Below are 22,646 nucleotides of genomic sequence, written 5' to 3' on the forward strand. Positions count from 1 at the left end.
CTGCGTGATTCGACGAAGAGGAAGAAGAAGAAATGACGTCTGTCGATGTCGAGAGCGTGGTCGTGCTCGAACGGCACGAGGAGATCGCCGTCGTGCGGCTGAATCGCCCCGAACGGCTCAACGCGTTCACTCTCGCGGTGCGGGATCGGATCATCGAAGTCTTCGACGAATGTGACGCCGACGATTCGGTCCGGGCGATCGTCCTCACGGGAACCGGTCGCGCCTTCTGCGCGGGCGCGGACCTCGCGGCCGGCGGCGACACGTTCGTCAGCGAGGACGATCCGGACACCGGCGAGGCGCCGCCGGACTCGGGAGGCCAGACGTCGCTGCGGATCTATCGGTCGACGAAGCCGGTGATCGCGGCGATCAACGGCCCCGCCGCGGGGGTCGGTGTGACCATGACGCTGCCCGCCGACGTCCGGATCGCCGCGGACACCGCGAAGTTCGGGTTCGTGTTCACCCGTCGCGGGCTCGTGCCGGAGGCCTGTTCCACCTGGTTCCTGCCCCGGATCGTGGGCATCTCGACCGCGGTCGAGTGGACCCTCGGCGGGAAGATGGTGTCGGCGGCGGAGGCGCTCGAACGCGGCCTCGTCCGCGAGGTCGTCCCCGCCGACCGCGTGCTGTCGCGCGCGATCGAGGTGGCCCGCGAACTGTCGACGGGCACCTCGCCGGTCTCCGTCGCCCTGACCCGGCAGCTGATGTGGCGCATGCTCGGAGCCGACAGCCCCGAGGTGGCACACCGGGCCGAGTCGATCGCCATCCACGTGCGCGGGACCTCGCCCGACGTCCGCGAAGGAGTCGCGGCCTTCCTGGACAAGCGGCAGCCCGACTTCCCCCAGTCGGTGTCGGACGGCCTCCCCGACGTGTACCGCTGATCGCCGGAATCTACTGCGTGCCGCCACACCGAAGCGGCGCAGCGACAGTGCCGGGTTCGGGCGCGGACCTCGCGATCAGGGTGAGGTTGTGGCCCTCGTCCGAACCGGCAGCGAACTGTGCAACTGCGACGTCGACCATGTCAGTGCCCTTGCTGCGGCCCGTGTGCGACGGAACTAGCTGAACACCACGGTCTTTCGGCCGTGCACGAGGACGCGGTCCTCGAGATGCCAGCGCAGGCCGCGGGAGAGCACGAGTTTCTCGATGTCCCGGCCCTGCCGGACCATGTCGGCGACCTCGTCGGCGTGGTCGACGCGGATCACGTCCTGCTCGATGATGGGGCCCGCGTCGAGTTCGGCGGTCACGTAGTGGCAGGTGGCGCCGATCAGCTTCACGCCGCGGGCGAACGCCTGGTGATAGGGGCGGGCGCCGACGAAAGACGGCAGGAAGCTGTGGTGGATGTTGATCGCCCGGCCGGCCCAGTGCTCGCACAGTTCCGACGGCAGCACCTGCATGAACCGCGCCAGCACGACGGCGTCGGGGTCGTGGGCGTCGACCAGTACCCGCACCTGCTCGAACGCGGGCCCGCGTTCGGCCGGATCCTTCGGGAACGGCACGTGGTGGAAGTCGATGCCGTGCTGCCGCGTGACGGTTTCGAGGTCGCGGTGGTTGCCGATCACCGCGCAGATGTCGGCGGGCAGTTCGCCGCCGGCCGCACGGCCCAGCAGGTCGTGGAGACAGTGCGCCTCCTTGCTCACCAGCAGCACCACCCGCTTGCGCTCACCGGTGTCGGACACGGTCCACTCGGTCTCGGGGCCGAGTTCGGCGGCCACCGCCGCGAAGCGCTCCCGGAGTTCCTCGATGGACATGTCCACCGAGGACGCTCGGACCGCCTGGCGGGTGAAGAACCAGCCGGTGTCCGCGTCGGCGTGGTACGCGGCCTCGACGATCCAGCCGCCGACCTCGGCGAGGAATGTCGAGATGCGGGCGACGATGCCGGTGCGGTCGGGGCAGCCGAGAGAAAGAACGTACCGGTGGTCCTCGGTCGAAGCAGCGCTCATGGGCAACAGTCTTTCAGGTCGCGCTCCGGCCGTTCACCACGGCGGTGCCGACGAGGGTCCCGGCGTCGACGTCGTGAATCGCGCGTTCGGTGAGCAGCTGCAGGAGATCGAGACGAATCTGCTCGACCGTCCGGTCGTCGAACGGGGCGAGCGCGCGGCGGAAGGCCCCACCGAGGACCAGGTTCCACGCGAACTCGGGGGTCGCCGGAATGATGTTGGACAGTTCCCGGACCTCGGTCGAGTGCGCGCCCAGCTCGCCCAGCCACTGGTGGAGAGCGTCCGGGGTGTCGATGCGTTCGAGGGGATCGAACGGCGACCCGGCCGGTTCGGGCGCAGGTTCCTGGTGACGGGCCACGGCGTCGTGGAACGCGTCCGCGAACGCACGCAGCGCGCCCCGCCGCCACACTGTGATCCCGACCTTCCCGCCGGGCCGGACGAGGCCCGTGAGCCGGGTGAACGAGGCATCCATGTGGGGCAGGAAGAACACGCCGTACGAGCAGGCGAGTGCGTCGTAGCCGGCCTCAGGGACGGTGCTCGGCGGCTCCCAGGTGGTGGCGTCCGCGCAGACGAATTCGATGTTCTGCAATCCGCGGTCGGACGCCGTGATCCGGCCCCGCTCCAGGAGTTCGTCGGACAGGTCGACCCCGTGGACGAGTCCCGACGGTCCCACCGCGGTGGCGGCGGGCACGGCAGAAGAGCCTGCGCCGCAGCACACGTCGAGAACGGCGTCGCCGGGACGCAGTCCGAGCTGGAAGACGAGCGACTGCCCGGCCGGCGCCCACACGGCCGTCGTCAGCCGGTCGAACTCGAGCCGTGCCTCGTCGAAGATCGATCCCGGATCAGTCATACGGCGATGCTAGGCCGTGCCGCGAGACCCGGACGGCATTGTGCGAAGCTCACAGGTATGTCCGACGCTGCACTGACCCGCTCCCAGGTGGCCGACCTCGTCGACCACACGCTCCTCAAGCCGGAGGCCACCGCCGGCGACGTGAGGGCGCTGATCGACGAGGCACGTGCGCTCGGTGTGCTCGCTGTGTGCGTGTCGCCGTCGATGCTGCCGGTCAGGGCGCCCGGCCTCGTGACCGCGGCCGTGGTCGGGTTCCCCTCGGGGAAGCACCACTCGCTGGTCAAGGGCGCCGAAGCCCGGCTCGCCGTGGATCAGGGCGCGCAGGAAATCGACATGGTGATCGACATCGGCGCCGCCGTGGCCGGCGATTTCAATGCGGTGCTCGCCGACGTCCTCACCGTGCGCGAGGCCGTCGGCGACAGCACCGTCCTGAAGGTGATCCTCGAGACCGCGGCACTCACCGACGAGGCGATCGTCGAGTCGTGCCGGGCCGCCGAGCGGGCCGGCGCGAACTTCGTGAAGACGTCCACGGGATTCCACCCGGCCGGGGGAGCGACGGTGGAGGCGGTGCGGCTGATGGCGCAGACCGTCGACGGGCGGATCGGGGTCAAGGCGAGCGGCGGGATCCGCACAGCGCAGGCCGCGCTCGACATGATCGCGGCGGGGGCGACCCGGCTGGGGCTGTCGGGAACCCGTGCCGTCCTCGACGGGTTGCCCGACTGACCCGGCAGCCGATCAGACCAGGAGGCCGCAGCTGCTCTGCTGTTCCTGCTGCTGTTGCTGGGTGCCCGCGGCAGGCATCGTGTAGGCGCCGCCTTCGAGAGTGATCTCGATGGCGTCGTCGGTGACCTTCAGGGACGTCGGCTGCATGCCGAGGGGGTAGGTCTGCAGACTCGAGGTGAGGGTCTGGACGACCCCGTCGACGAGATCGGTGGGAAGACCGAAACCGAGAATCTCCGCCCCCACCGTGTCCACCTTCACGGTCCCGTTCACCACTTGGGGCCGCACCGTCAGGTCTGCGAGTCCGGCCGGGCCGACGGCGAACTTCAAAGTCCCGGCGTTCGAGTCCGCGGTGACTCCGCTGATGAGCGAGCCGAACGCCTGCTGCTGCAGCGTCGCGAGGATGCCCGCGGTGGACCAGGTGACGTGGGCGTCGGAGCTGCCGATGGTGCCGCTGCTGTCGGCGGTGTTCTCGATCCGGATGTCGTTGACCTGGGCGTGTACCTGCATCCCCTGCGCGGGGCCGAACTTCGTGTCGTCGGAGTCGATGGTGATGTACGGGACGTTCTTGTCGATCGACTGCAGAAGGACCGGCTTCCAGCTCAGGCCGACGTCCACCTGCGAGCCGAGCTGGCTCTCGAACTGGTCTGCCATGCAGGTCTTCACTCGGTTGCGCACGTAGAGTTCACCGCCGACGAGGACCGCGACGAGCGCCGCGATGACGACAAGAGAGATGACGAGCACACGGTTACTTCGGGGTGCGGAGTTCGTTCCGGCTGTCATGACACGGATTCTTCCCGAACACTCTGAGCAAATTCTGTGAAATGCGCGCGCGGCGTGGCGCCGAGATCCGCAGAAATTGTGATACATGCCACAAATGCCCAGTAATGTAGGGGAATGTCCGGATGGTTGGCTCCACGTCCCGGTGACCCGGAGCGCGAAGGTGTCGGTGAAGAGCTGACACGCGTCGCGACGGCTCAGGCGGGTTTCTTCACCACTGCGCAGGTGTTGCGCCTCGGTTTCGCCGCCGACGATATCGGCGAGCACCTCGCCGACGGTTCGTGGGTCAAGGTCGAGCGAGATCTGTTCCGCTTGAAGGATTGCCCGCACTCCGATCTCGAGGAGTTCGCGAAGTGGTGCACCTGGTTCGGTGCGGCCGCCGCGGTCTCACATCAGAGTGCCGCCGAACTTCACGGTCTCGGGCACCTGTATCCGCGGTTCATCCACCTCTCCACGGTGTTGTCGCCGCCCTCGCCCACGCAGCAGTTGGCGTTGCACCGGCGATCCCTCCGCCCGGAGGACTGCGAGCAGGTCGGCCCCCTCCGCATCACCACGCCGATGTGCACCGCACTCGACCTCGCCGCCAGCGGTATCTCGCAGGAACTGCTCGACGAGGTGGTCGCCGACGGCGTCGCGATCGGGCGCCTGAATGCACGCGCACTGCACGGCGAGTGCGGATCGCTGCCGGCGCAGGTGGCGCAGCGTGTCGAACACGCACTGGCCACCTGCACCTGAGCAGTCAGAACGGCCACTCGCGTGCCGGGTCGGATCACCCCACGCCGCCTGCTCGTCGGTGACGATGACGACGCGATCGTGGGCGCGGTAGTGCTTCCGCACCGCCGACGCCGTGTCCGTCGCGGATGCCGCCGTCCACCGGCTCGTCGGCCCGCTGCAGCGCCGAGGCGATGACGGCACGGTTGCCGCCGTGCAGGCCGGCGCCGAGCCGGGCCCGGACGAACTCCGCGGCGGCCACCACCGACGCCGAACGCAGATGCGCGTCGCGGCGCAGCCACCCGATCAGGCGGGCGGTCCACTCCGGATCCGACAGCGTGACCTCGTGGATCAGCTCGACGAACCGTCCGTCGCGGTCGGAGGCCGACTCGTAGAAGGTGCGCTCGCCCACCATGGTGGTGACCGCGAGGAGGAACAGCTCGCTCTTCGCGTCGCGGACGTAGCCGCTGCCGCCCGCGAAGGTGCGGCCGACGGACATCGTCTCCGACGTGATGGAGCTCTGTAACTTGCTGCGGCGCAGCGCCTTCAGGTTGAATTTGCTCATGGGTGTTCCTCCTTCCAGGAGGTTCCGGTGGACGTGCGGAGTGCGCGCCACCCGAGATCGAAGCGACGGCGGGGTGGGTGGCGCGCACGCATGTCGTGCCGAGATCGGGGTCGGCGAAGGCACGGACGCGCTCTACCGCTGAGCTACAGGGACGTGCGTCCCTGACCGGATTCGAACCGGCGACCGCGCGATTAACAGTCGAAGTAACCCTCGCCTGCGCACCGGCACAACATGTTTCGTGAAAATGACTCCAGGGGAGGATCTCGGCGGTGTCGCGTGTATTAATTTACGCCGGAACCGGGCGCGACCAGTGCCCACGGAACGGTGAGGATGTTGTCGCGGAGCCGGCGGCGCTGGGGTTGCACGGGAAGTCCCTGCGCGCGCAGCAATTCGAGGGCGGCCCGCCACCGCACCCGGGGTCCGAACGAGCCGTGCGGCGCCGCGGTGGCCCAGGCGCGATCCGCCGCCGCGAGGAGGGCGTGCACCGGCTCGCCCGGGACGTTGCGGTGGATCAGCGCCTTGGGCAGCCGTTCGGCGATGTCCGAGGGCTTGTCCACGGCGAACGGATCCCACGCCAGCGTCAGCGACAGCGGTCCGGTCGCGTCGAGCAGCACCCACGCGCAGCGGCGACCCAGTTCGTCGCAGGTGCCGTCGACGATCAACCCGCCCGGCGCGAGCCCGGACTGCATGCGCGCCCACGCCGGACCGACCGCGTCCTCGGGATACTGCCGCAGCACGTTGAACGCGCGGACCAGGACCGGTCGCAGTCCGGAGAGCTCGAACCCGCCGCGGGCGAAACTCACTCCGTTCCGGCTCTCGACCACGCGCTCGGGGTCGATCTCGAGCCCGACCACGCGGCGGTCGCCGCGCACGGCGGTCAGCCGGTCGGCCAGCTCGAACGTGGTGTGCGGGCGCGCGCCGTACCCGAGGTCGACGACGAGCGGGTCGGCGGACGCGTGCAGCGTGCGACGCACCAGCGCGTCGTGGACGAGCCAGCGGTCGCTGCGCCGCAGCCGATTGATGCCGGTCGTGCCCCGGGTGATGACACCGTGAGGCCGCCTCAGCGTCGCTGAAGTCATGGGAAGTCTGTGCGGCGGGTGCTAGTGCTGCGACAACCAGGTTTCGGTGATCTCGGCCTCGGCACGGAAGAGGTCGATCAGGTTGACGAGCATCAACTGCTCGAGCTTCCCGCCGATGAACGGTAGGTACACCTTGGCCTCGGACGACGTGCGGAACGTGCACCCGGTCTCGGTGGCGAACAGCTTCATCGTGCCAGTGAGGCTGCCCGGGCCCGCCGGGATCGACGCCTCGTACGTGCCCGTGGTCGGCTCACCGAAGGGCGTGTACGACTCCTTGCGCGTGATGACCATGTCCTTCTTCATCACGGTCTGCGCGATCTCGGGGAGTTCCGACCGCGGCAGGATGTGGTGCAGGACGATGTCGATCCCGTCGTCGGTCACCTCGAAGTGCTCGATGTGATTCTCGGAATACTTCCGCATCTCCTCGATGCGCGCATCCCAGTAGTCACGGTTGGTGAACGCGTTGTACACCTCTTTGGGGGTGTGCTTGTAACGGGCTGAGTAGTCGATGCGGCGAGCCATGATCGCCAAGGTTACCGGCTGGGACCCGACGCCAGGGACACCCGCCCCAGGTCAGGCCCCGAGCCACTGCTTCGTGAAGTCCTGTTCCTTCGCGATGAGGCGAAGGACCTCGTCCGCGATCGCGCCCTCGATCTTGCCGCCGATCAGCGGGATCCGGACGTCGGCCTTGCCTTCGACCTGCACATTCGATCCGGAACCGGCGGCCGTCAGGGTCTGGGTACCCGAGATCGTCGCCGGCGCACCCTGCACCTCGGCCGTGAAGGTGCCCTCGGCGCGGTCGCCGTCCAGGGCGCCCCACGTCTCCGTGCGCTTGATCACGAGATCGCCGGATCGGACCTTCGAGACGATGCTGGGCAGGTGCTCGGCGGGAATCGACTGAGACATGGCCACCGAGATGGTGCCCGGTCCGGTCGTGACCTGATCCAGGGTGGCTCCCGGCCCTCCGACCCGGTCGAGGCGGTCGCGCCAGTACTGCTCGGTGATCAGGCCCGCGTGGACCTGGGCGACGGGAAACGCATAGGACGACGAATGCTCGATGCGGCGACTCACGATCCGCAGGCTACCGTTTGCGGTTGTGTGGGATGTGAGCATTGTCAGTCAACTCGTCGATTCGGGCGCCTTCGTCTCCGAGAACCTCGAACTGTCGGGGATGACCACCCTTCGGGTGGGCGGGCCGGCGCGGATCGTGGCCGAGTGCCCGAACACGCAGGTGCTCGTCGACGTGGTGCGGCTTCTCGACGGCGCCCGCATCCCGACGCTGATCCTCGCCGGCGGCTCCAATCTCGTGGTCGGGGACGACGGATTCGACGGCGTGGTGGTACGTGTGTGCAACACCACTGTCGGTCTGGAGGAGGGATTCGTCACTGCCGAGGCGGGCGCCGAGTGGGATCAGGTGGTCGCGCAGACCGTCGCGGCGGAACTGGGCGGGCTGGAGTGCCTGTCGGGCATTCCCGGTTCGACGGGGGCCACGCCGGTCCAGAACGTCGGTGCGTACGGCGTCGAGATCGGATCGATGCTGCGGCGGGTGCACCTGCTCGATCGGCGCACGGGGGCGGCGCACTGGGTCGAACCCGGCGCCCTCGGTCTCGGCTACCGCACGAGCGTTCTCAAGCACTCCGACGCCGCCCTGGTGCTCGCGGTGGAACTGACGGTCCATTCGGACGGGCTCTCCGAACCGCTGCGCTACCGCGAACTCGTCGCGGCGCTCGACGGTTCCGAGGGTGATCGACTGCCGTCGGCGCAGGTCCGCGACGCTGTGCTGGACCTGCGCCGGGGCAAAGGGATGGTGTTGGACCCCGACGATCACGACACGTGGAGTGCGGGCTCGTTCTTCACCAACCCCGTGGTGCCAGACGGGGAGTTGGCGGGTGTCCTCGCCGCGATCGGGACCCGCCTCGGCGACGTCACCGTTCCGCAGTACCCGGCCGACGGCGGAACGAAGTTGTCTGCGGGGTGGCTGATCGAGCGTGCCGGTTACTCCAAGGGGTATCCCGGGGACAAGGCGGTCGCGCGACTGTCGACCAAGCACACGCTCGCGCTGACCAACCGTGGCACCGCGAAGAGCGAGGACCTGCTGTCCTTGGCCCGTGACGTGCGCGACGGCGTCCAGTCGGCGTTCGGCGTCCGGCTCGAGCCCGAACCCGTGACGGTCGGCTGCGCCATCTGAGACGGGTCGGTAGCACAGGTAATCTGTTAGCTGTGGATGAACTGGGTTCCCGGACAAGTCGGTCGCGCGTTGCGTTGGTCGCGGCGGCGCTGATCGCGTTTCTCCTACTGCTGACCGGATGCACGGTCGGCTCCGAGTCGGGAACCGCCACCGCGTCGCCCGAACCGGCAGTCGACGTCACCCTGAACCCGGCCTCGGGAACCGAGGACGTCAACCCGGTGTCGCCGATCTCCGCGACCGCGAGCCAGGGCACCTTCACCGACATCTCGCTCGTCAACACCGAGGGTCGTGCCGTGCAGGGTGTGCTCTCACCCGACCGGACCACGTTCACCGTCGCGGAGGCGCTGGGCTACGGCGCCACGTATACGTGGAACGGCACGGCACTCGGCACGGACGGCAAGTCCGTCGCCGTCGACGGCAGTTTCACCACGCTCGAACCCGAAGAAACGATCGGCGCCACCCTCAACATCGCCGATGGCCAGGAAGTCGGGATTGCCGCCCCGATCATCGTCCAGTTCCACGATTCCGTGGAGGACAAGGCCGCGGTCGAGAAGGCCATGACCGTCACGACCAATCCGCCCACCCCCGGCGCCTGGGCGTGGCTGGCCGACGACAACGGGTCGCGCGCGCACTGGCGTCCGCAGAACTACTGGGCCCCCGGCACCACCGTCGCCCTGGATGCCAAGCTGTACGGAGTGGACTTCGGCGGGGGAGCGTACGGCGAGGAGGATCTGTCGCTGAACTTCACCGTGGGACGCAGTCAGATCGTGATCGCGAACGCCCCCAGCCACCGCATGCAGGTGGTGCGCGGCGGCGAGACCATCATGGACATCCCGGTCAGCTACGGCGAGGGCAACGAGGCGCGCAACGTCACGCGCAGCGGCATCCACATGGTGACCGAGAAGCACGAGGACTTCCTCATGTCCAACCCGCCGTTCTACGAGAATGTGCGCGAGCGGTGGGCCGTCCGCATCTCCAACAACGGCGAGTTCATCCACGCCAACCCCGAGACCGTCGGCGTCCAGGGTTCGTCGAACGTCACCAACGGTTGCATCAACCTGTCCCTGGAGGACGCGCAGCAGTACTTCGGCACGGCGATGTACGGCGATCCCGTCGAGGTGACCGGAACGTCCATCGACCTGTCGCCCGCCGACGGCGACATCTACGACTGGGCCATCGACTGGTCCGAATGGCAGTCTCTGTCCGCCCTCGCATAGGTGAGGTCGGCGACACTTTTTTCACACTCGGTGGAACCGAAGACGGGTCCTTTGCGTCTATCTGAATGAGGGCGCGCCGACGGCGCCGTGTCCTCGGGCACAACTGTGGGGTGTCGTCCGCTGTCGAGGGGTCGACGGACGACCCCCCGACAGTCCGATTCGGCAGGGGGACTCTGTGATGGGATGGATGTTGCTGGTGTCGGTGATGTCGATCGTGGCGGGGCTGTGGACCGTGGTCCTGCTACTCGAACACCAGGACAGGCGGACGGCGGCGAGATCGCTTACGTCGTGCGGTGAAAACGTCCGGAGGAGGCCTGATCTCGCGGCTTGACGACGATCTGGTCGATGTTCACGTGGGACGGCCGCGAGGCGACGAATCCGATGATGTCGGCGATGTCCGAGGCCATCAGCGGGGTGATGCCCTCGTAGACCTTGTCGGCGCGTTCCTGGTCGCCCTCGAAGCGGACCAGTGAGAATTCGGTTTCCACTGCGCCCGGGGCGATCTCGGTGACCCGGACCGGCTGGCCGAGGAGTTCCCCGCGCAGCGTGCGGTGCAGGACGGCCTGTGCGTGCTTGGCCGTCGTGTAGCCGGAACCGTTGTCGTACGCCTCGAGCGCAGCCACGGAGGTGACGGTGACGACCAGGCCGTCGCCCGACTCGACGAGCTTCGGCAGCAACGCCTTCGTGACCCGAAGGGTGCCCAGGACATTCGTTTCCCACATCCACCGCCAGTCGTCGAGATCGGCCTCGGCGACGGTGGCCAGTCCCTTGGCGCCGCCCGCATTGTTGACGAGCACGTCGACTCTCGGAAGTACCGCGGCGAACGCGTCCACGGAATCCTGATTCGTGACGTCGAGTTCGAGCGCGGTACCACCGATGTCTTCGGCGATCTTTTCCAGACGATCCAGTCGCCGGGCCCCGATGACCACGTGAAATCCCTGCTCGGCAAGGGTGCGGGCGGTGGCTTCCCCGATTCCGGAGCTCGCTCCGGTGACGACGGCGATGCGGGTGTCAGGTGAAAGGGTCATGCCGTCATGTTAGGGCTCGTCGACGACGGAGTATCCACTCGCGTCGCCGGCGATACTGCGGCTGCGCTCGCCCCGGATGTCGACGGGGACGTCGCCCGCCAGGGTGATGCGGTTGAGGCGCCGGTACTGGTCGTCGTAGTCGGCGACCGCGTAATGCTGCGTGGCGCGGTTGTCCCAGATGGCGACGTCGCCGTCCTGCCAGTTCCACCGCGTGGTGAACTCGAGCGAGATGGCGTGGTCCTGCAGAACCCGGAACAGCGCCTGCGACTGGGTGCTGCTCAGGCCGACGAGGCTCTTGATGAAATGGCCGAGCAGGAGGGTGCGTTCACCGGTCTCGGGGTGCACGCGCACCACCGGGTGCTCCGTCTCGAAGTACGTGGACTGGAACTCGGCGCGGTACTCGGTCGCCTTCTCGTCCTGCGCGCGCTCCGCACTGGTCGCGGCGTAGTCGTAGACGTTGGTGTGCGTCGCCCACAGGTTGTCGGCGAGAACCTTCAGGGGTTCGGGCAGTGCGTTGTAGGCGGCGACACCCGATGCCCACGTGGTGGATCCGCCGTAGGTGGGGAGTTTCACGGCACGCAGGATCGACGCCTTCGGGATGCGATCGACGAACGTGACGTCGGTGTGCCAGCTGTTGGCCTTGCCGTAGTCGGAGTCGATGGGCAGGATCTTCGTGCCGCGCGACGTGACTGTCGGGTGGGCGGTGGTGGGGGAGCCGAGGAGCTCCGCGAACTCGTACTGGGAGTCGTCGGTCAGGTGATCCTGGCCGCGGAAGAAGATGACCTTGTGGTCGAGCAGCGCCTGGCGGATGAGTGACACGGTGGCGGGGTCGAGGTGGCCGCCGAGCCGGACGCCGTCGATCCGGGCGCCGATGTGGGCGCCGAGCTTGACGACGCTCGCAGCGGAGGGGGAAGCGTCCGCTTCGGTCACGGACTCGGGCGCGAAATCGATGGACATGATGGACCTTTCGGATACCGGAGGCGGTGGAGTCCCGTAACCGAACCATCGCGGCGCGAGTTGCCGGAAGGATTTGCGTCACCCTGATCGCAACCGGACGGCGAACAACGCCCAGTGCCGCTGGGGCGCTGGACGCTGCTCTCGCTCCCGGTGTCGACCGAGTTGTGGTGTGGGGGCTACCGCTTCCGGTAGGTCGAGGAGAACGGCGGACGCGCCAGCCGGAGCAGTTCGAGGGCGAGCAGGGAACCCCGTGGCCCCAGTTCGTCCTGATACCGCCGGATCACGTCCGTCTCGCCGCCCAGCGCGACCATGGGCGCTCCTGTCTCGACCCGAGTCCGCGCGGCGAGCTGTGCGAGAGCGAGCCGGCGATTGACGGCGTCCAGGATCTCCGCGTCGAGGCGGGCGATCTCGGCGTGAATCCGGCTCAGGTCGGCGGACCCGGTGGCGGGTTCCGCGTGGATCTCGGTCATCGTCGCTCCTCGACCTGGTGAAGACCTGGTTGCTGTGTACATTCATCGTCCGGCGTCGGACCGTATCCGGACAGCCACCCTGGGGGTGGAGAGTTCCACCCCCTGATACCGGCGCGCCCTCCGATTGGTGAAACCGGGCGAAGCTGCTATTTTCGTGTCATGTCCTCAGGCCAGTCGACCGCTCCGCGGGTCACCTATGTGACCTCCGCGCTGGGTTCGCGGCTGCCCTTGGCGCGGGAACTGTGTTGTCGCCGTCTCAGCTTCTGCAGCTAATTCGCGCCGTCTTCTCCTGATCGACCGTCCCTCTCGTCCCAATCTGTTCGGGACGGATGCAGCGTTCGGACGAAGGTGCGCACCGCCTCCGCATGCAAGGACTGCCACGTGTCTACCCCCACGCTCACCATTCCCAACCGCACCGGATCCGCGTCCCGATTCCCGCGGCCGGCGTCGTCCCGTCCTCGTCTCCACATCGTTCCCCCCGAACTGCGCATCAGCGACGGTCCGGCCGCGGGTGTTCTGCGGGTTGCCCGGTCTCGCGGGCCGCTGTCGCGGGACGTCGCCGCGAAGGCCACCGGACTGAGCATTGCGACCGTCAACCGTCAGGTGTCGGCCCTGCTCGACCTCGGTCTGCTGCGTGAGCGCGGCGACCTCACGCCGTCCGGCGCGATCGGGCGTCCGCGCGTTCCGTTCGAGGTCAACCACGAGCCGTACCTGACGGTCGGCATCCACATCGGCGCGGTCGTGACCAGCATCATCGCGAGCGATCTGCGCGGGAAGGTGCTCGGCGCGGTCGAGGTGCCCACCCCGCAGGGATCGTCCGCCGACGCGCTCACCGCTATCGCTCGCAGTGCTCGGGCGTTCGCCTCCCGCTGGCATCGGCGCCGTCCGTTGTGGGCGGGTGTCGCGCTCGGTGGGCGCGTCGATCCGCAGACCGGTGTCGTCGACCATCCCCGGCTGGGGTGGAAGTCCGCGCAGGTCGGCGCGGTCATCGCCACCGGACTCGGACTGCCCGTGTCCGTCGCCGCGCACGTCGAGGCGATGGCCGCGTCCGAGCTGCTACTCAGCCCGGACAGCGAAGACGGTGTGGCGCAAGGCGAAACGGGCCTGTACTTCTACGCCCGCGAGACGGCGGGCATCGCGATCACCATCGACGGTCGCGTCCACACACCGTCGAGCGGCCCCGGTTCCATCGCGCACCTGCCGACCGGCTCGTCCGCGCAGTGCTCGTGCGGCTCACGCGGATGCCTCGAGGCGACGATCAGCGATCGCGCAGTCCTCTCCGCCGCCCTCGATGCGGGCATCCTTCCGGAGTCGAACCAGCGGCCGACGATGAGCGCCCTCTACAAGGTGGCGGCCACGGGTTCCGTTCCCGCGCATGATCTTCTGGTGAAGCGTGCCCAGGTGCTCGGGAAGACGGTGGCCATGCTGCGGGATCTGTTCAACCCCGACCGGGTGATCCTCGGCGGTCAGGCGTTCACCGAGTATCCGGCCGGTATCCCCCACGTCGCGGAGGCCTTTGCGCTGGCGTCGTCGCTGGAGCGCAGGGACATTCGCATCTCCGGATTCGGCAACCGGGTGCAGGAGTACGCGTCGACGGTGGTGTCGCTGAGCACCCTCTACTCCGATCCGATCGGCGCGATGCGCCGGACTTCGCTCTAGCGTCACAGCAATTCGTCAGCCGTACAGGCAACAGCGTGTGCGGCTGACGAATTCGTGTGTGCGGGTGCGGCGCCCAGGGAGGGTTCAGATCGTGCGCAGCCCGTCGAGGACGCGTTGCATCAGTTCCCGGTCCGGTCCGGTGGACCCGGCGGTCTCGTGCACGGTCACCGCCCCGGCGGCGGCCAGGTCGCCGACGAGCACCCGCGCGACTCCCAGCGGGATCGACGCGAGTGACGCGATCTCGGCCACCGACCGCGGCTCGGAGCACAGTGCGAAGACGCGGCGCGGGTCGTCCGGCGCCGGCATCCCGTCCACCACGGCGTCGCCGTCCGCGCTGGCCACGACGAGGGCTTCGAGCGGCAGATCGACCCCGGACACGGTTCTCCCGCCCGTGAGAATGAACGGCCGCACGATGGAGACGGTGTCCTCGGGCACCACCCATTCGGTGGACCTGTCGTGGGCGCCGGACGGCGCGCCGACGGGTCCGGGCACGGCGTCCACCTGCGCCGGCATCTCCTCGGCGGCGGCGGGCGGGACCCACTCGGTCGACTCCGGCGACGCCGGATCCGCTGTCGACGACTGCTCGTTCCGGGCGCCGCGTCCGCGTCGTGCGGCCGACCCGAAACGCGCCCCGGTCGCGCCGATCAACGGCCAGTTCTCATCGCTCACAGTCATCGGTCGGGACCCTTCTCGCACTACCCCACCCGCTCCATCGTCCCAAACCCCGGTGTAGAGCGAACGAACCGGTCCCTGTGATTCCGGCGACACGCTGCGTGCGAGCGATAGATTTGCAGCGTGACCCATTGGCGGCAGAACTCGGATCCCTTCCTCGCTCCCGATCTCGGCCGGTCCGCGCTGCTCGTCGTCGACATGCAGGTGGACTTCGTGGACGGCGGGACGGCGCCGGTTCCCGGGACCTCGGCGGTGCTGCCGGCGATCGCGCGTCTCGTGGACGCCTACCGGGAATCGTCGGCGCCGATCGTGCACGTCGTCCGGTTGTACGCGGGAGACGACGTGGACCTGTGCCGTCGCCGGGTGATCGCGGCCGGGCTCGGCATCGTCGGACCGGGCACCGCCGGCTCCCAGATGGCGCCCGAGTTGGGCGTGCCGCCGCTGGACCCCGAGTCCCTCCTCGCCGGTCGGCCCCAGGCCGTCTCGCCCACCGAGATGATCCTGTTCAAGCCTCGATGGAGTGCGTTCTACCGCACCGACCTCGACGACCACCTGCGCCGGTGGCGGGTCGACACGGTGGTGATCGCGGGGTGCAACTACGCCAATTGCCCACGAGCCACGATCGTCGACGCCAGCGCACGCGACTACAGGGTGCTCGTCGCCGCCGATGCGATCTCGGGCATCGACGCGCGCCATCTCGAGGAGGCCGGACGCATCGGGGTCCTCCACGCGGAGACCGACGAGATCGTCGCGGCGTTGCAGCCACCCGAACTCGAAGTGATCAGCTGAGGGGAGGCGCCGACGTCGCGTCCGGCGGCGCACCCCGCCGGCGCAACTCCGCGCGTGCCCTCTCGATGCCGCCGTGCTCGAGCGCGGCGAGCGGTGATTCATCGGCCCACACCAGGGTGCCGCGACGGCGGACCGTGACACTCATCGAACCCGCGAGGTGCTCGAGGGCGCCGGGGGTGTTGCGGCGCTCGGCGGGGAGCGGCACCGGCAGCACGTGCGCCGAGCCGAGCGGGGAGCCACCCTCGATCTCGACGCTCCACGTGCGGCCGCGACCGCGCAGCCACCACCGGTCGTCGGTGACGTGCGCCCGGACGGGGGAGGTGACCGGATTGCCGAGGCGGATCACCGTGCCGTCCGGCAGCGCGACGACGACGGCCGTGACCTCGGTGCGCAGCCTGCCCGCGGTGATCTCGCCGCCCGCGAACGCGACACACGCCTGCCGGTCGGCGAACCCCTGGGCCTGACCCCACCACCAGGAGTCGGGGAATCCATCTCTTCCCCAACTTTTTTCGCCGTACACCTGGGCGCCGTCGAGGTCGACCTCGGTGCCGCCCAGCACGGCCGTTCCCTCGGCCCTGCCGCCGAGCAACCATGGGTGCCAGTATTGGTTGAGTGCGGGCACGGTCTGGAACACACTCGACCCGCCGAGCCTGCGCCGCGGCCACGGGACCTGCGCGCCGACCCGGACGTCGAGCCGGGCGTCCGGCCCGAGATCCACCCGGACCCGGTCGACGGACCCGCGGAACAGATCGCCGGCGAACGCGCCGAGTCCGGTCGGGTTGGCGTGACCCTCCGGATGCGCGGCGGTGCGCAGGAACCGGGTGGGGTGACCGGCGAGACCGAGCGTGGCCCAGTGCCCGTCGGCGGCCCGGTTGATTCCGGCCAGCGCGACCACGACCTGTCCCGTCGCGGGCTGGGTGAACCGCCAGAAATAGCCCTCCATCGCAACGTCGTGCGCGGCGAGGAGGTTGCCGAACGGCAGATCCGCGCCAGTGGCGCGGTACGCCCGCAGCAGCCGCGACATCGGTCAGCTTTCCGGCTGCGGATGCAGCACTGCCTGTGACTGTGTCACCTGCGCCACGAGGCGGTCCGCGTCGTCCCGCAGTTCGGTGACGATCGCGACCGTGCTCCGTCCGGCGTGCAGCGGGCGCGCCGTCGCGGTGACGGTGCCCCTCCGGACGCCGCGGGTGAACACCGTGCTCGAACTCGTCGTCGACGTCGCCGCGCCGGCGGGCAGATTGAGGAACGCACAAACGGCACCGACGCTGTCGGCGAGCGTCATCAGCGCGCCGCCGTGCAAGCCGTTCCCGGCGGTGGTCCGGTGCTGTTCCCAGTCGAGATGCCCGACCACTTCCTCGGGCGCGGCCTTGGTGAGGCGAACCCCCGTGTGCACGGCGAACGGCATGGTCGCGACGAGATCAGCGGGATCCATACCCGTGGATGCTAGGCGGGGAGCCGAACCCGCGCAGGCGGTTCGCGAGGCTGGATCTCCGGAGGTCCGAGCCGGTCGGTCAGAGGGGCAGCGACGACTCCGCGAGCCCGGCCGGTGCCCCGCGGCGGCGGAACCACTCCCGGCCGAACGCCGCCAGAAGCTGCTCCTCGGGCATCTGGAGGAACGGACCGAAATCCCCGATCTGGGTGGCGTGCGCATGCATCGCGGCGCGCTTGGCGTCCATCGCCGAGCTGACGTCCACGACCGTGGTGATCTCGGAATCGGGAAGCCCGAACGTGTCGAGGTCCGGCGGTTGAGCGTTGTCGGACCATTCGGGATTGGCGGCCAAGAGACTCCGCAGGTGATCGCGGCTCACGGCGGCCTCGTAGACGTGCGGCACACCGGCCAGTTCGGCGGCGCGGAGGCCGACGTGGTGGACCTGGACATGATCCGGGTGTCCGTAACCACCGTTCGGGTCGTAGATGGTGACCACGTCGGCGGATTCCTCGACGAGGATCGCCGCGACCCGGGCAGCGGCCTCCTCGACGTCGACGTTGCAGAACGCCGCGGGATTCTCGTTCTCCGGCGTTCCCGCCATCCCCGAATCCGCATAGTGCAGCAACACCACTCGCTGGGCGCCGAGCAGCGACGTCGACTCCTCCAACTCGCGACGCCGGCGCTCGGCGAGCGACTCGCCTTCGGTCAGGATCCCGTCGGGGGTCTCGCCGAGCGCCCCGTCCGTCGCGGTGACGACGACGACGCGATGGCCGGCGTCGGCGGCCTGACGCATCACGCCGCCGGTGGTGAACACTTCGTCGTCGGGATGGGCGTGGAAACACACCAGGACACTCATGAGCGCAATACTTGCACGTACTGGAAGTCGCGGCCACGATCTGTGAGGCTCGACGCGTGTTCGGTATCGCGGCCCCGGCTCGGCAGCGTTCTCGGCCGCAGGATTCGTCGCCCGCGTATAGATCCCCATGGTCGGCATCGGCATCGTCACGAAGCTGTCCGGAGCGCGAATGAGCGCGACGTCCATCGGCGCGATCCGGGTGTCCGCGTCGCTCCGGAAGCTGGTGATGGTCGCGGTCCTCGCGGTGGCGGTCCTGACGATTCCGCTGCTGCCGGCCTCTATGGTGACCCCATGGCTATTCGTGAAACAGTCGGCGTCGACGGAACCCCCCTCGTCTACTCGGTGACCGGTGCCCCCGACGCGCGGGCCCTGGTTCTCCTGCACGGCTGGGCGCAGTCCTCGAAATGCTGGGGTGCCGAAGTGCTCGGCGAACTCGCGGCCCGCTACCGCGTCATCGCCGTCGACCTGCGCGGACACGGCTATTCGGACGCGCCCGACTCCGGCTACGACGACTCCGCGATCTGGGCCGGAGACGTCGACGCCGTGCTCACCGCCGAAGACGTCACGTCCGGTGCCGTGCTCCTCGGCTGGTCCTACGGCGGCCTCGTGATCTGCGACTATCTGGCGTCGCACGGCACCTCCGCCGTCGACGGCGTCGTCCTCGTCGGAGCCATCACCAGCATCGGTCGCGGCGAGGCCGGCGGAAAGGTCGGCGCGGCGATGCGGGCGGCGATCCCCGGCGCGATGTCGGAGGAACCGCGCGACGCGATCCGCGCACTCGGCGCGTTCGGCACCGCGCTCACGGGACCGCCGGAAGGCAAGGGCGCTCAGTCGCAGGCCCTGTTCGGTGCCAGCCTCGCCACCCCGCCGCGCGTGCGGGCCGCATTGTTCAACCGGTCCGCGAGCCACGACGACCTGCTGCGGTCACTCGACGTCCCGGCGCTCGTCCTCCACGGAACCGAGGACTCCGTCGTCGACGTCTCCGCAGGTAGGCACGCTGTCGAACTGATCCCGCGGGCGCGGGCGTCGTTCTGGGACGGATGCGACCACGCACCGTTCGTGGAGGATCCCGAGAGGTTCGTCAAGGAGGTCGGCGAGTTCGTCGACAACCTCGGTTAAAGGCGACGATCGGTGAGGGAGCACTATGGAGTGGTGACGCCCATGCACAATTCGCGCCCCCGCAGGGTGGCCGTCCTCTCGGTCCACACCTCACCACTGGCGCAGCCCGGTACCGGCGATGCGGGCGGCATGAACGTCTACGTGCTGCAATCCGCCATCCAGATGGCGCGGCGTGGTGTCGAGGTGGAAATCTTTACCCGCGCCACATCGTCGGCCGATGCCCCGGTCCAGGAAGCGGCGCCGGGGGTCCTCGTCCGCAACGTCGTGGCCGGCCCGTTCGAGGGGCTGGACAAGCAGGATCTGCCCACCCAGCTGTGCGCGTTCGTAGCCGGGGTGCTCCGCGAGGAGGCCCGCCACGAGCCCGGCTACTACAACCTGGTGCACTCGCACTACTGGCTGTCGGGACAGGTCGGCTGGCTCGCCCGCGACCGGTGGGGGGTGCCGCTCGTGCACACCGCGCACACGCTCGCGGCCGTCAAGAATCTGTCGCTCGCGGAGGGCGACACCCCCGAACCCGCGGCCCGCCAGATCGGGGAGCAGCAGGTGGTGGCCGAGTCCGACCGGCTCGTGGCCAACACCACCGACGAATCCGATCAGCTGGTCCGGCACTACGGCGCCGACCCCAACCGCATCGACGTGGTGGCGCCCGGCGCCGACCTGACGCGGTACCGGCCTGGTGACCGGGTCGCGGCCCGCGCCGGGCTCGGACTCGACCCCCGCGAGACGGTCGTGACGTTCGTCGGACGGATCCAGCCGCTCAAGGCGCCCGACGTACTGCTGCGCGCCGCAGCGGAACTGATCGCCCGAGACCCGGAGTCGACGCTGCGGGTACTCGTGGTCGGGGGTCCGTCCGGTTCCGGTCTGGCCCGGCCGGACGCATTGATCGAACTCGCCTCGTCCCTCGGCATCGCCGCGCGGGTGACGTTCCTGCCGCCGCAGGCGCCCGATCGGCTCGCCGACGTGTACCGGGCCTCGGATCTCGTTGCCGTGCCGAGCTATTCGGAGTCGTTCGGGCTCGTCGCCATCGAGGCGCAGGCCTGCGGCACGCCGGTGATCGCCGCGAACGTCGGCGGCCTCGGTGTCGCTGTCCGGCACGGCGAGACCGGTCTGCTGGTGGACGGGCACCGCACCGAGGACTGGGCCACTGCATTGCAATCGCTGGTCTCGGATCCCGCCCGGCTCGCCGCACTCGCGGCCGAAGCCCCGCGTCACGCCGAGAACTTCTCCTGGGAACACACCGCCGACGGACTCCTGGAGAGCTATCGGATGGCGACCGTCAACTACAACTATGGAAACGGCCTGAGCGAATTCTCCCCGCGTCGCGGACGTGGGCTGTGGAAGCTGCGACGGGCCGGGGGAGTGCGCGCATGACCGACCTGGCCGAAGCGATCGAGTCCGCCCTGACCGAACGTGAGCTGGACTTCACGAGGAAGGATTCGACGCACTTCGTCGTCGAGTTGCCCGGCGAGCGCAAACTGAAGACCACCACGCTGCTGACCGTCGGCAAGCACGGTCTGCGAGTCGAGGCCTTCGTGTGCCGCAAGCCGGACGAGAACTTCGAGGGCGTCTACAAATACCTGTTGCGGCGCAATCGCCGGTTGTACTCGGTGGCGTACACGATCGACAAGGTCGGCGACATCTACCTGGTCGGCCAGATCGCCGAGCATGCGGTGACCGCGGACGAACTGGACCGGATCCTCGGGCAGGTCCTCGAGGCAGCCGACGGCGACTTCAACACTCTCCTCGAACTCGGATTCGCCGGGTCCATCAAGCGGGAATGGGAGTGGCGCGTCTCACGCGGAGAGTCGCTGGCGAACCTGAAACCATTCGAACACCTCATCGAGGACTCGCAGGACTGAAGGCTGGTGGACCGCCCGCCGGTGGGAGATTCGCGCGGGTAGAGTTGCGGCGAATCTGTGACTGTGATCACAGGCCGGGTGCATGTTTCTGATGTTCACAGAAGCTTGTACCGACAACTGCTGCTGCAACACGAGGGAGAGGCCCCAGTGAGTTTCAAGAGCCCGTTTCCGGACGTCGAGATTCCGAACCTCAGTGTCTACGAGTTCCTCTTCGGCCGGGTCGACCCGGCGGACCTGGACCGGCCCGCGCTGATCGACGGTGCCTCCGGCGCGGTCACCACCTACCGGACCCTCACCACCCAGATCGACGCGGTGGCCGGGGCGCTGGCCGCACGCGGGCTCGCGGTCGGCGAGGTCGTCGGCCTGCATTCGCCGAACGTGCCCGCGTTCGCGTCGGTGTTCCACGGGATCCTGCGCGCCGGTGGTGTCGCCACCACCGTCAACGCCCTCTACACCGCCGAGGACATCGCCAAGCAGCTCACCGACTCGCACGCGAAGTTCCTGTTCACCGTCTCCCCGCTGCTCCCACAGGCCCGGGACGCCGCCGCGAGGGTCGGGATTCCGGCGGAGAACGTGATCGTCCTCGACGGCGCCGACGGGCACCCGTCGCTGGCCGATCTGCTGACCGCCGGTGCCCCCGCCCCGGAGGTGTCGTTCGACCCGGCGACCCAGTTGGCGGTGCTGCCGTACTCGTCCGGCACCACCGGCCGCCCGAAGGGGGTGATGCTCACCCACCGCAACCTGGTCGCCAACGTCTGCCAGATCGACCCGCGGATGGGCATCGGCGCCGACGACAAACTCCTCGCGGTGCTGCCGTTCTTCCACATCTACGGGATGACGGTGCTGCTCAACGCCGCCCTCTACAACCGGGCCGCGCTGGTGACGATGCCGAAATTCGACCTGGTCGAGTTCTTGTCCATCGTCTCCGCGCAGAAGTGCACGTACGTGTTCATCGCCCCGCCGGTCGCGGTCGCGTTGGCCAAGCATCCGCTGGTCGACGAGTACGACCTGTCGTCGGTGCATTCGATCTTCTCCGGCGCCGCCCCCCTCGATCAGGAACTGGGCAAGGCCGTCGCGAACCGGCTCGGTTGCCGGGTGCGGCAGGGTTACGGCATGTCCGAGATGAGCCCGGTCTCGCACGCGATCCCGTTCGACCGCGACGACATCGCCCTGGACTCGGTCGGCCCGTCGGTGGCGAACATGGAATGCAAACTCGTCGACCCCGCCACCGGTGCGGAGATCGACTACCCCACCGAGGGGGTCAGTGCACCGGGGGAGTTGTGGTGCAAGGGCCCGAACATCATGGCCGGCTACCTCGGCAACGCGCAGGCGACCGCGGAAACCCTGGACGCGGACGGATACCTGCACACCGGGGACATCGCCACCGTCGACGCCGAGGGGGTGGTGACGATCGTGGACCGGATGAAGGAACTGATCAAGTACAAGGGCTACCAGGTGCCGCCCGCCGAACTCGAGGCGCTGCTGCTGACCCATCCGCAGGTCGCCGACGCCGCCGTCATCGGTGTCCTCGACGATGAGGGTGAGGAGGTCCCGAAGGCGTTCGTCGTCAAGCAGCAGGGCGCCGAATTGGACGAAGCCGCGATCATCGCGTTCGTCGCCGAGCGGGTCTCCCCGCACAAGAAGGTCCGCAAGGTCGAGTTCATCGACCTCGTCCCGAAGTCCGCCGCGGGCAAGATCCTCCGCAAGGATCTGCGGGCGAGCGAGGCCGGCCGGAGCTGACGGCAGGGGTTCACGGCGCGAGGGTTC

Annotated in this window: 25 protein-coding genes; 11 read left to right on the top strand and 14 right to left on the bottom strand. The window is 68.8% G+C overall.

What is annotated here, in order from left to right; translation table 11 throughout:
• Nucleotides 1–32 precede the first annotated feature (32 nt).
• A complete protein-coding gene (locus H0B43_RS26375; protein WP_185725241.1) occupies nucleotides 33–875 on the top strand; it encodes an enoyl-CoA hydratase-related protein in 843 nt (280 codons plus the stop codon).
• A 174-nt stretch (nucleotides 876–1,049) separates the two neighbouring features.
• Here the strand turns inward: H0B43_RS26375 and purU are convergent, their stop codons facing one another.
• Nucleotides 1,050–1,934 carry a formyltetrahydrofolate deformylase gene (gene purU, locus H0B43_RS26380; RefSeq protein WP_185725240.1) on the bottom strand — a complete coding sequence of 295 codons (885 nt, stop codon included), beginning with the start codon at nucleotides 1,932–1,934 and terminating at the stop codon, nucleotides 1,050–1,052.
• A gap of 13 nt (nucleotides 1,935–1,947) precedes the next feature.
• A complete protein-coding gene (locus H0B43_RS26385; protein WP_185725239.1) occupies nucleotides 1,948–2,781 on the bottom strand; it encodes a class I SAM-dependent methyltransferase in 834 nt (277 codons plus the stop codon).
• Nucleotides 2,782–2,838: 57 nt separating this feature from the next.
• On the opposite strand from H0B43_RS26385, the gene deoC reads away from it, so the two are divergent.
• Nucleotides 2,839–3,504 (top strand): deoxyribose-phosphate aldolase, encoded by a 666-nt coding sequence (gene deoC / locus H0B43_RS26390; RefSeq protein WP_185725238.1) that lies wholly within the window; start codon nucleotides 2,839–2,841, stop codon nucleotides 3,502–3,504.
• Nucleotides 3,505–3,516: 12 nt separating this feature from the next.
• Here deoC and H0B43_RS26395 read toward each other — a convergent pair whose 3' ends face one another.
• The gene (locus H0B43_RS26395; RefSeq protein WP_185725237.1) at nucleotides 3,517–4,284 is read right to left on the bottom strand and encodes a DUF2993 domain-containing protein; all 768 of its coding nucleotides are present in this window, start codon (nucleotides 4,282–4,284) and stop codon (nucleotides 3,517–3,519) included.
• Nucleotides 4,285–4,398: 114 nt separating this feature from the next.
• On the opposite strand from H0B43_RS26395, the gene H0B43_RS26400 reads away from it, so the two are divergent.
• The gene (locus tag H0B43_RS26400) at nucleotides 4,399–5,016 is read left to right on the top strand and encodes a hypothetical protein (protein ID WP_185725236.1); all 618 of its coding nucleotides are present in this window, start codon (nucleotides 4,399–4,401) and stop codon (nucleotides 5,014–5,016) included.
• Nucleotides 5,017–5,050: 34 nt separating this feature from the next.
• On the opposite strand, the gene H0B43_RS26405 is transcribed toward H0B43_RS26400, so the two are convergent.
• The 4 genes from H0B43_RS26405 to H0B43_RS26420 form a co-directional block, all read right to left on the bottom strand.
• A complete protein-coding gene (locus H0B43_RS26405; protein ID WP_252189703.1) occupies nucleotides 5,051–5,557 on the bottom strand; it encodes a hypothetical protein in 507 nt (168 codons plus the stop codon).
• A 281-nt stretch (nucleotides 5,558–5,838) separates the two neighbouring features.
• Nucleotides 5,839–6,636 (bottom strand): class I SAM-dependent methyltransferase, encoded by a 798-nt coding sequence (locus H0B43_RS26410; RefSeq protein ID WP_185725235.1) that lies wholly within the window; start codon nucleotides 6,634–6,636, stop codon nucleotides 5,839–5,841.
• 21 nt (nucleotides 6,637–6,657) lie between these two features.
• Nucleotides 6,658–7,158: a DUF2505 domain-containing protein gene (locus H0B43_RS26415; protein ID WP_185725234.1), complete on the bottom strand. Its 501-nt coding sequence runs from the start codon at nucleotides 7,156–7,158 to the stop codon at nucleotides 6,658–6,660.
• A 51-nt stretch (nucleotides 7,159–7,209) separates the two neighbouring features.
• Complete coding sequence (locus H0B43_RS26420) at nucleotides 7,210–7,707, bottom strand: DUF2505 domain-containing protein (RefSeq protein ID WP_185725233.1); 498 nt, start codon at nucleotides 7,705–7,707, stop codon at nucleotides 7,210–7,212.
• 25 nt (nucleotides 7,708–7,732) lie between these two features.
• Between H0B43_RS26420 and H0B43_RS26425 the strand changes: the two genes are divergently transcribed.
• Together H0B43_RS26425 and H0B43_RS26430 are read left to right on the top strand one after the other, a co-directional pair.
• Nucleotides 7,733–8,824 carry a UDP-N-acetylmuramate dehydrogenase gene (locus H0B43_RS26425; RefSeq protein ID WP_185725232.1) on the top strand — a complete coding sequence of 364 codons (1,092 nt, stop codon included), beginning with the start codon at nucleotides 7,733–7,735 and terminating at the stop codon, nucleotides 8,822–8,824.
• Between the two features lie 32 nt (nucleotides 8,825–8,856).
• Nucleotides 8,857–10,041 carry an Ig-like domain-containing protein gene (locus H0B43_RS26430; protein WP_185725231.1) on the top strand — a complete coding sequence of 395 codons (1,185 nt, stop codon included), beginning with the start codon at nucleotides 8,857–8,859 and terminating at the stop codon, nucleotides 10,039–10,041.
• A 281-nt stretch (nucleotides 10,042–10,322) separates the two neighbouring features.
• Here H0B43_RS26430 and H0B43_RS26435 read toward each other — a convergent pair whose 3' ends face one another.
• The 3 genes from H0B43_RS26435 to H0B43_RS26445 form a co-directional block, all read right to left on the bottom strand.
• Entirely contained in the window at nucleotides 10,323–11,069 is a 747-nt protein-coding gene (locus tag H0B43_RS26435) for an SDR family NAD(P)-dependent oxidoreductase (protein WP_185725230.1), read from the bottom strand.
• A gap of 9 nt (nucleotides 11,070–11,078) precedes the next feature.
• A complete protein-coding gene (locus H0B43_RS26440) occupies nucleotides 11,079–12,026 on the bottom strand; it encodes a TauD/TfdA family dioxygenase (protein WP_185725229.1) in 948 nt (315 codons plus the stop codon).
• 176 nt (nucleotides 12,027–12,202) lie between these two features.
• Nucleotides 12,203–12,496 (bottom strand): chorismate mutase, encoded by a 294-nt coding sequence (locus H0B43_RS26445; RefSeq protein WP_185725228.1) that lies wholly within the window; start codon nucleotides 12,494–12,496, stop codon nucleotides 12,203–12,205.
• A 381-nt stretch (nucleotides 12,497–12,877) separates the two neighbouring features.
• Here H0B43_RS26445 and H0B43_RS26450 point away from each other — a divergent pair, with 381 nt between their 5' ends.
• Nucleotides 12,878–14,155, top strand: coding sequence for an ROK family transcriptional regulator (locus H0B43_RS26450; protein ID WP_185725227.1), 1,278 nt, complete (start codon nucleotides 12,878–12,880; stop codon nucleotides 14,153–14,155).
• Nucleotides 14,156–14,239: 84 nt separating this feature from the next.
• Here the strand turns inward: H0B43_RS26450 and H0B43_RS26455 are convergent, their stop codons facing one another.
• A complete protein-coding gene (locus tag H0B43_RS26455; protein ID WP_185725226.1) occupies nucleotides 14,240–14,830 on the bottom strand; it encodes a DUF742 domain-containing protein in 591 nt (196 codons plus the stop codon).
• Between the two features lie 120 nt (nucleotides 14,831–14,950).
• Here H0B43_RS26455 and H0B43_RS26460 point away from each other — a divergent pair, with 120 nt between their 5' ends.
• Complete coding sequence (locus H0B43_RS26460) at nucleotides 14,951–15,616, top strand: cysteine hydrolase family protein (protein WP_185725225.1); 666 nt, start codon at nucleotides 14,951–14,953, stop codon at nucleotides 15,614–15,616.
• On the opposite strand, the gene H0B43_RS26465 is transcribed toward H0B43_RS26460, so the two are convergent.
• The 3 genes from H0B43_RS26465 to H0B43_RS26475 form a co-directional block, all read right to left on the bottom strand.
• Nucleotides 15,609–16,640 (bottom strand): tocopherol cyclase family protein, encoded by a 1,032-nt coding sequence (locus H0B43_RS26465; protein ID WP_185725224.1) that lies wholly within the window; start codon nucleotides 16,638–16,640, stop codon nucleotides 15,609–15,611. The two genes, H0B43_RS26460 and H0B43_RS26465, sit on opposite strands and share 8 nt — an antisense overlap.
• 3 nt (nucleotides 16,641–16,643) lie before the next feature.
• Nucleotides 16,644–17,048 (bottom strand): PaaI family thioesterase, encoded by a 405-nt coding sequence (locus tag H0B43_RS26470; protein ID WP_185725223.1) that lies wholly within the window; start codon nucleotides 17,046–17,048, stop codon nucleotides 16,644–16,646.
• A gap of 79 nt (nucleotides 17,049–17,127) precedes the next feature.
• Nucleotides 17,128–17,901, bottom strand: coding sequence for a PIG-L family deacetylase (locus H0B43_RS26475; protein WP_185725222.1), 774 nt, complete (start codon nucleotides 17,899–17,901; stop codon nucleotides 17,128–17,130).
• Nucleotides 17,902–18,192: 291 nt separating this feature from the next.
• Between H0B43_RS26475 and H0B43_RS26480 the strand changes: the two genes are divergently transcribed.
• The 4 genes from H0B43_RS26480 to H0B43_RS26495 all read left to right on the top strand — a co-directional run bounded on the left by H0B43_RS26480 (nucleotide 18,193) and on the right by H0B43_RS26495 (nucleotide 22,619).
• Nucleotides 18,193–19,020: an alpha/beta fold hydrolase gene (locus H0B43_RS26480; protein ID WP_185725221.1), complete on the top strand. Its 828-nt coding sequence runs from the start codon at nucleotides 18,193–18,195 to the stop codon at nucleotides 19,018–19,020.
• A 12-nt stretch (nucleotides 19,021–19,032) separates the two neighbouring features.
• The gene (gene mshA, locus H0B43_RS26485; RefSeq protein WP_185725220.1) at nucleotides 19,033–20,391 is read left to right on the top strand and encodes a D-inositol-3-phosphate glycosyltransferase; all 1,359 of its coding nucleotides are present in this window, start codon (nucleotides 19,033–19,035) and stop codon (nucleotides 20,389–20,391) included.
• Nucleotides 20,388–20,879 (top strand): YbjN domain-containing protein, encoded by a 492-nt coding sequence (locus H0B43_RS26490; protein ID WP_185725219.1) that lies wholly within the window; start codon nucleotides 20,388–20,390, stop codon nucleotides 20,877–20,879. The genes mshA and H0B43_RS26490 overlap by 4 nt, the downstream gene beginning before the upstream one ends.
• Before the next feature lie 147 nt (nucleotides 20,880–21,026).
• Nucleotides 21,027–22,619, top strand: a complete 1,593-nt coding sequence (locus tag H0B43_RS26495; RefSeq protein ID WP_185725218.1) for an AMP-binding protein — start codon at nucleotides 21,027–21,029, stop codon at nucleotides 22,617–22,619.
• Nucleotides 22,620–22,646: the final 27 nt, after the last annotated feature.

The sequence above is a fragment of the Rhodococcus sp. 4CII genome (assembly GCF_014256275.1).
GTDB classification, from domain to species: domain Bacteria; phylum Actinomycetota; class Actinomycetes; order Mycobacteriales; family Mycobacteriaceae; genus Rhodococcus_F; species Rhodococcus_F wratislaviensis_A.

Coding starts and splice junctions, on each gene's coding strand:
- H0B43_RS26395 (WP_185725237.1), bottom strand. CDS start 4,284: ATGACAGCCGGAACGAACTCCGCACCCCGAAGTAACCGTGTGCTCGTC.
- H0B43_RS26410 (WP_185725235.1), bottom strand. CDS start 6,636: ATGACTTCAGCGACGCTGAGGCGGCCTCACGGTGTCATCACCCGGGGC.
- H0B43_RS26415 (WP_185725234.1), bottom strand. CDS start 7,158: ATGGCTCGCCGCATCGACTACTCAGCCCGTTACAAGCACACCCCCAAA.
- deoC (WP_185725238.1), top strand. CDS start 2,839: ATGTCCGACGCTGCACTGACCCGCTCCCAGGTGGCCGACCTCGTCGAC.
- H0B43_RS26480 (WP_185725221.1), top strand. CDS start 18,193: ATGGCTATTCGTGAAACAGTCGGCGTCGACGGAACCCCCCTCGTCTAC.
- H0B43_RS26475 (WP_185725222.1), bottom strand. CDS start 17,901: ATGAGTGTCCTGGTGTGTTTCCACGCCCATCCCGACGACGAAGTGTTC.
- H0B43_RS26385 (WP_185725239.1), bottom strand. CDS start 2,781: ATGACTGATCCGGGATCGATCTTCGACGAGGCACGGCTCGAGTTCGAC.
- purU (WP_185725240.1), bottom strand. CDS start 1,934: ATGAGCGCTGCTTCGACCGAGGACCACCGGTACGTTCTTTCTCTCGGC.
- H0B43_RS26455 (WP_185725226.1), bottom strand. CDS start 14,830: ATGACTGTGAGCGATGAGAACTGGCCGTTGATCGGCGCGACCGGGGCG.
- H0B43_RS26470 (WP_185725223.1), bottom strand. CDS start 17,048: ATGGATCCCGCTGATCTCGTCGCGACCATGCCGTTCGCCGTGCACACG.
- H0B43_RS26375 (WP_185725241.1), top strand. CDS start 33: ATGACGTCTGTCGATGTCGAGAGCGTGGTCGTGCTCGAACGGCACGAG.
- H0B43_RS26400 (WP_185725236.1), top strand. CDS start 4,399: ATGTCCGGATGGTTGGCTCCACGTCCCGGTGACCCGGAGCGCGAAGGT.
- H0B43_RS26435 (WP_185725230.1), bottom strand. CDS start 11,069: ATGACCCTTTCACCTGACACCCGCATCGCCGTCGTCACCGGAGCGAGC.
- H0B43_RS26445 (WP_185725228.1), bottom strand. CDS start 12,496: ATGACCGAGATCCACGCGGAACCCGCCACCGGGTCCGCCGACCTGAGC.
- H0B43_RS26490 (WP_185725219.1), top strand. CDS start 20,388: ATGACCGACCTGGCCGAAGCGATCGAGTCCGCCCTGACCGAACGTGAG.
- H0B43_RS26405 (WP_252189703.1), bottom strand. CDS start 5,557: ATGAGCAAATTCAACCTGAAGGCGCTGCGCCGCAGCAAGTTACAGAGC.
- H0B43_RS26465 (WP_185725224.1), bottom strand. CDS start 16,640: ATGTCGCGGCTGCTGCGGGCGTACCGCGCCACTGGCGCGGATCTGCCG.
- H0B43_RS26440 (WP_185725229.1), bottom strand. CDS start 12,026: ATGTCCATCGATTTCGCGCCCGAGTCCGTGACCGAAGCGGACGCTTCC.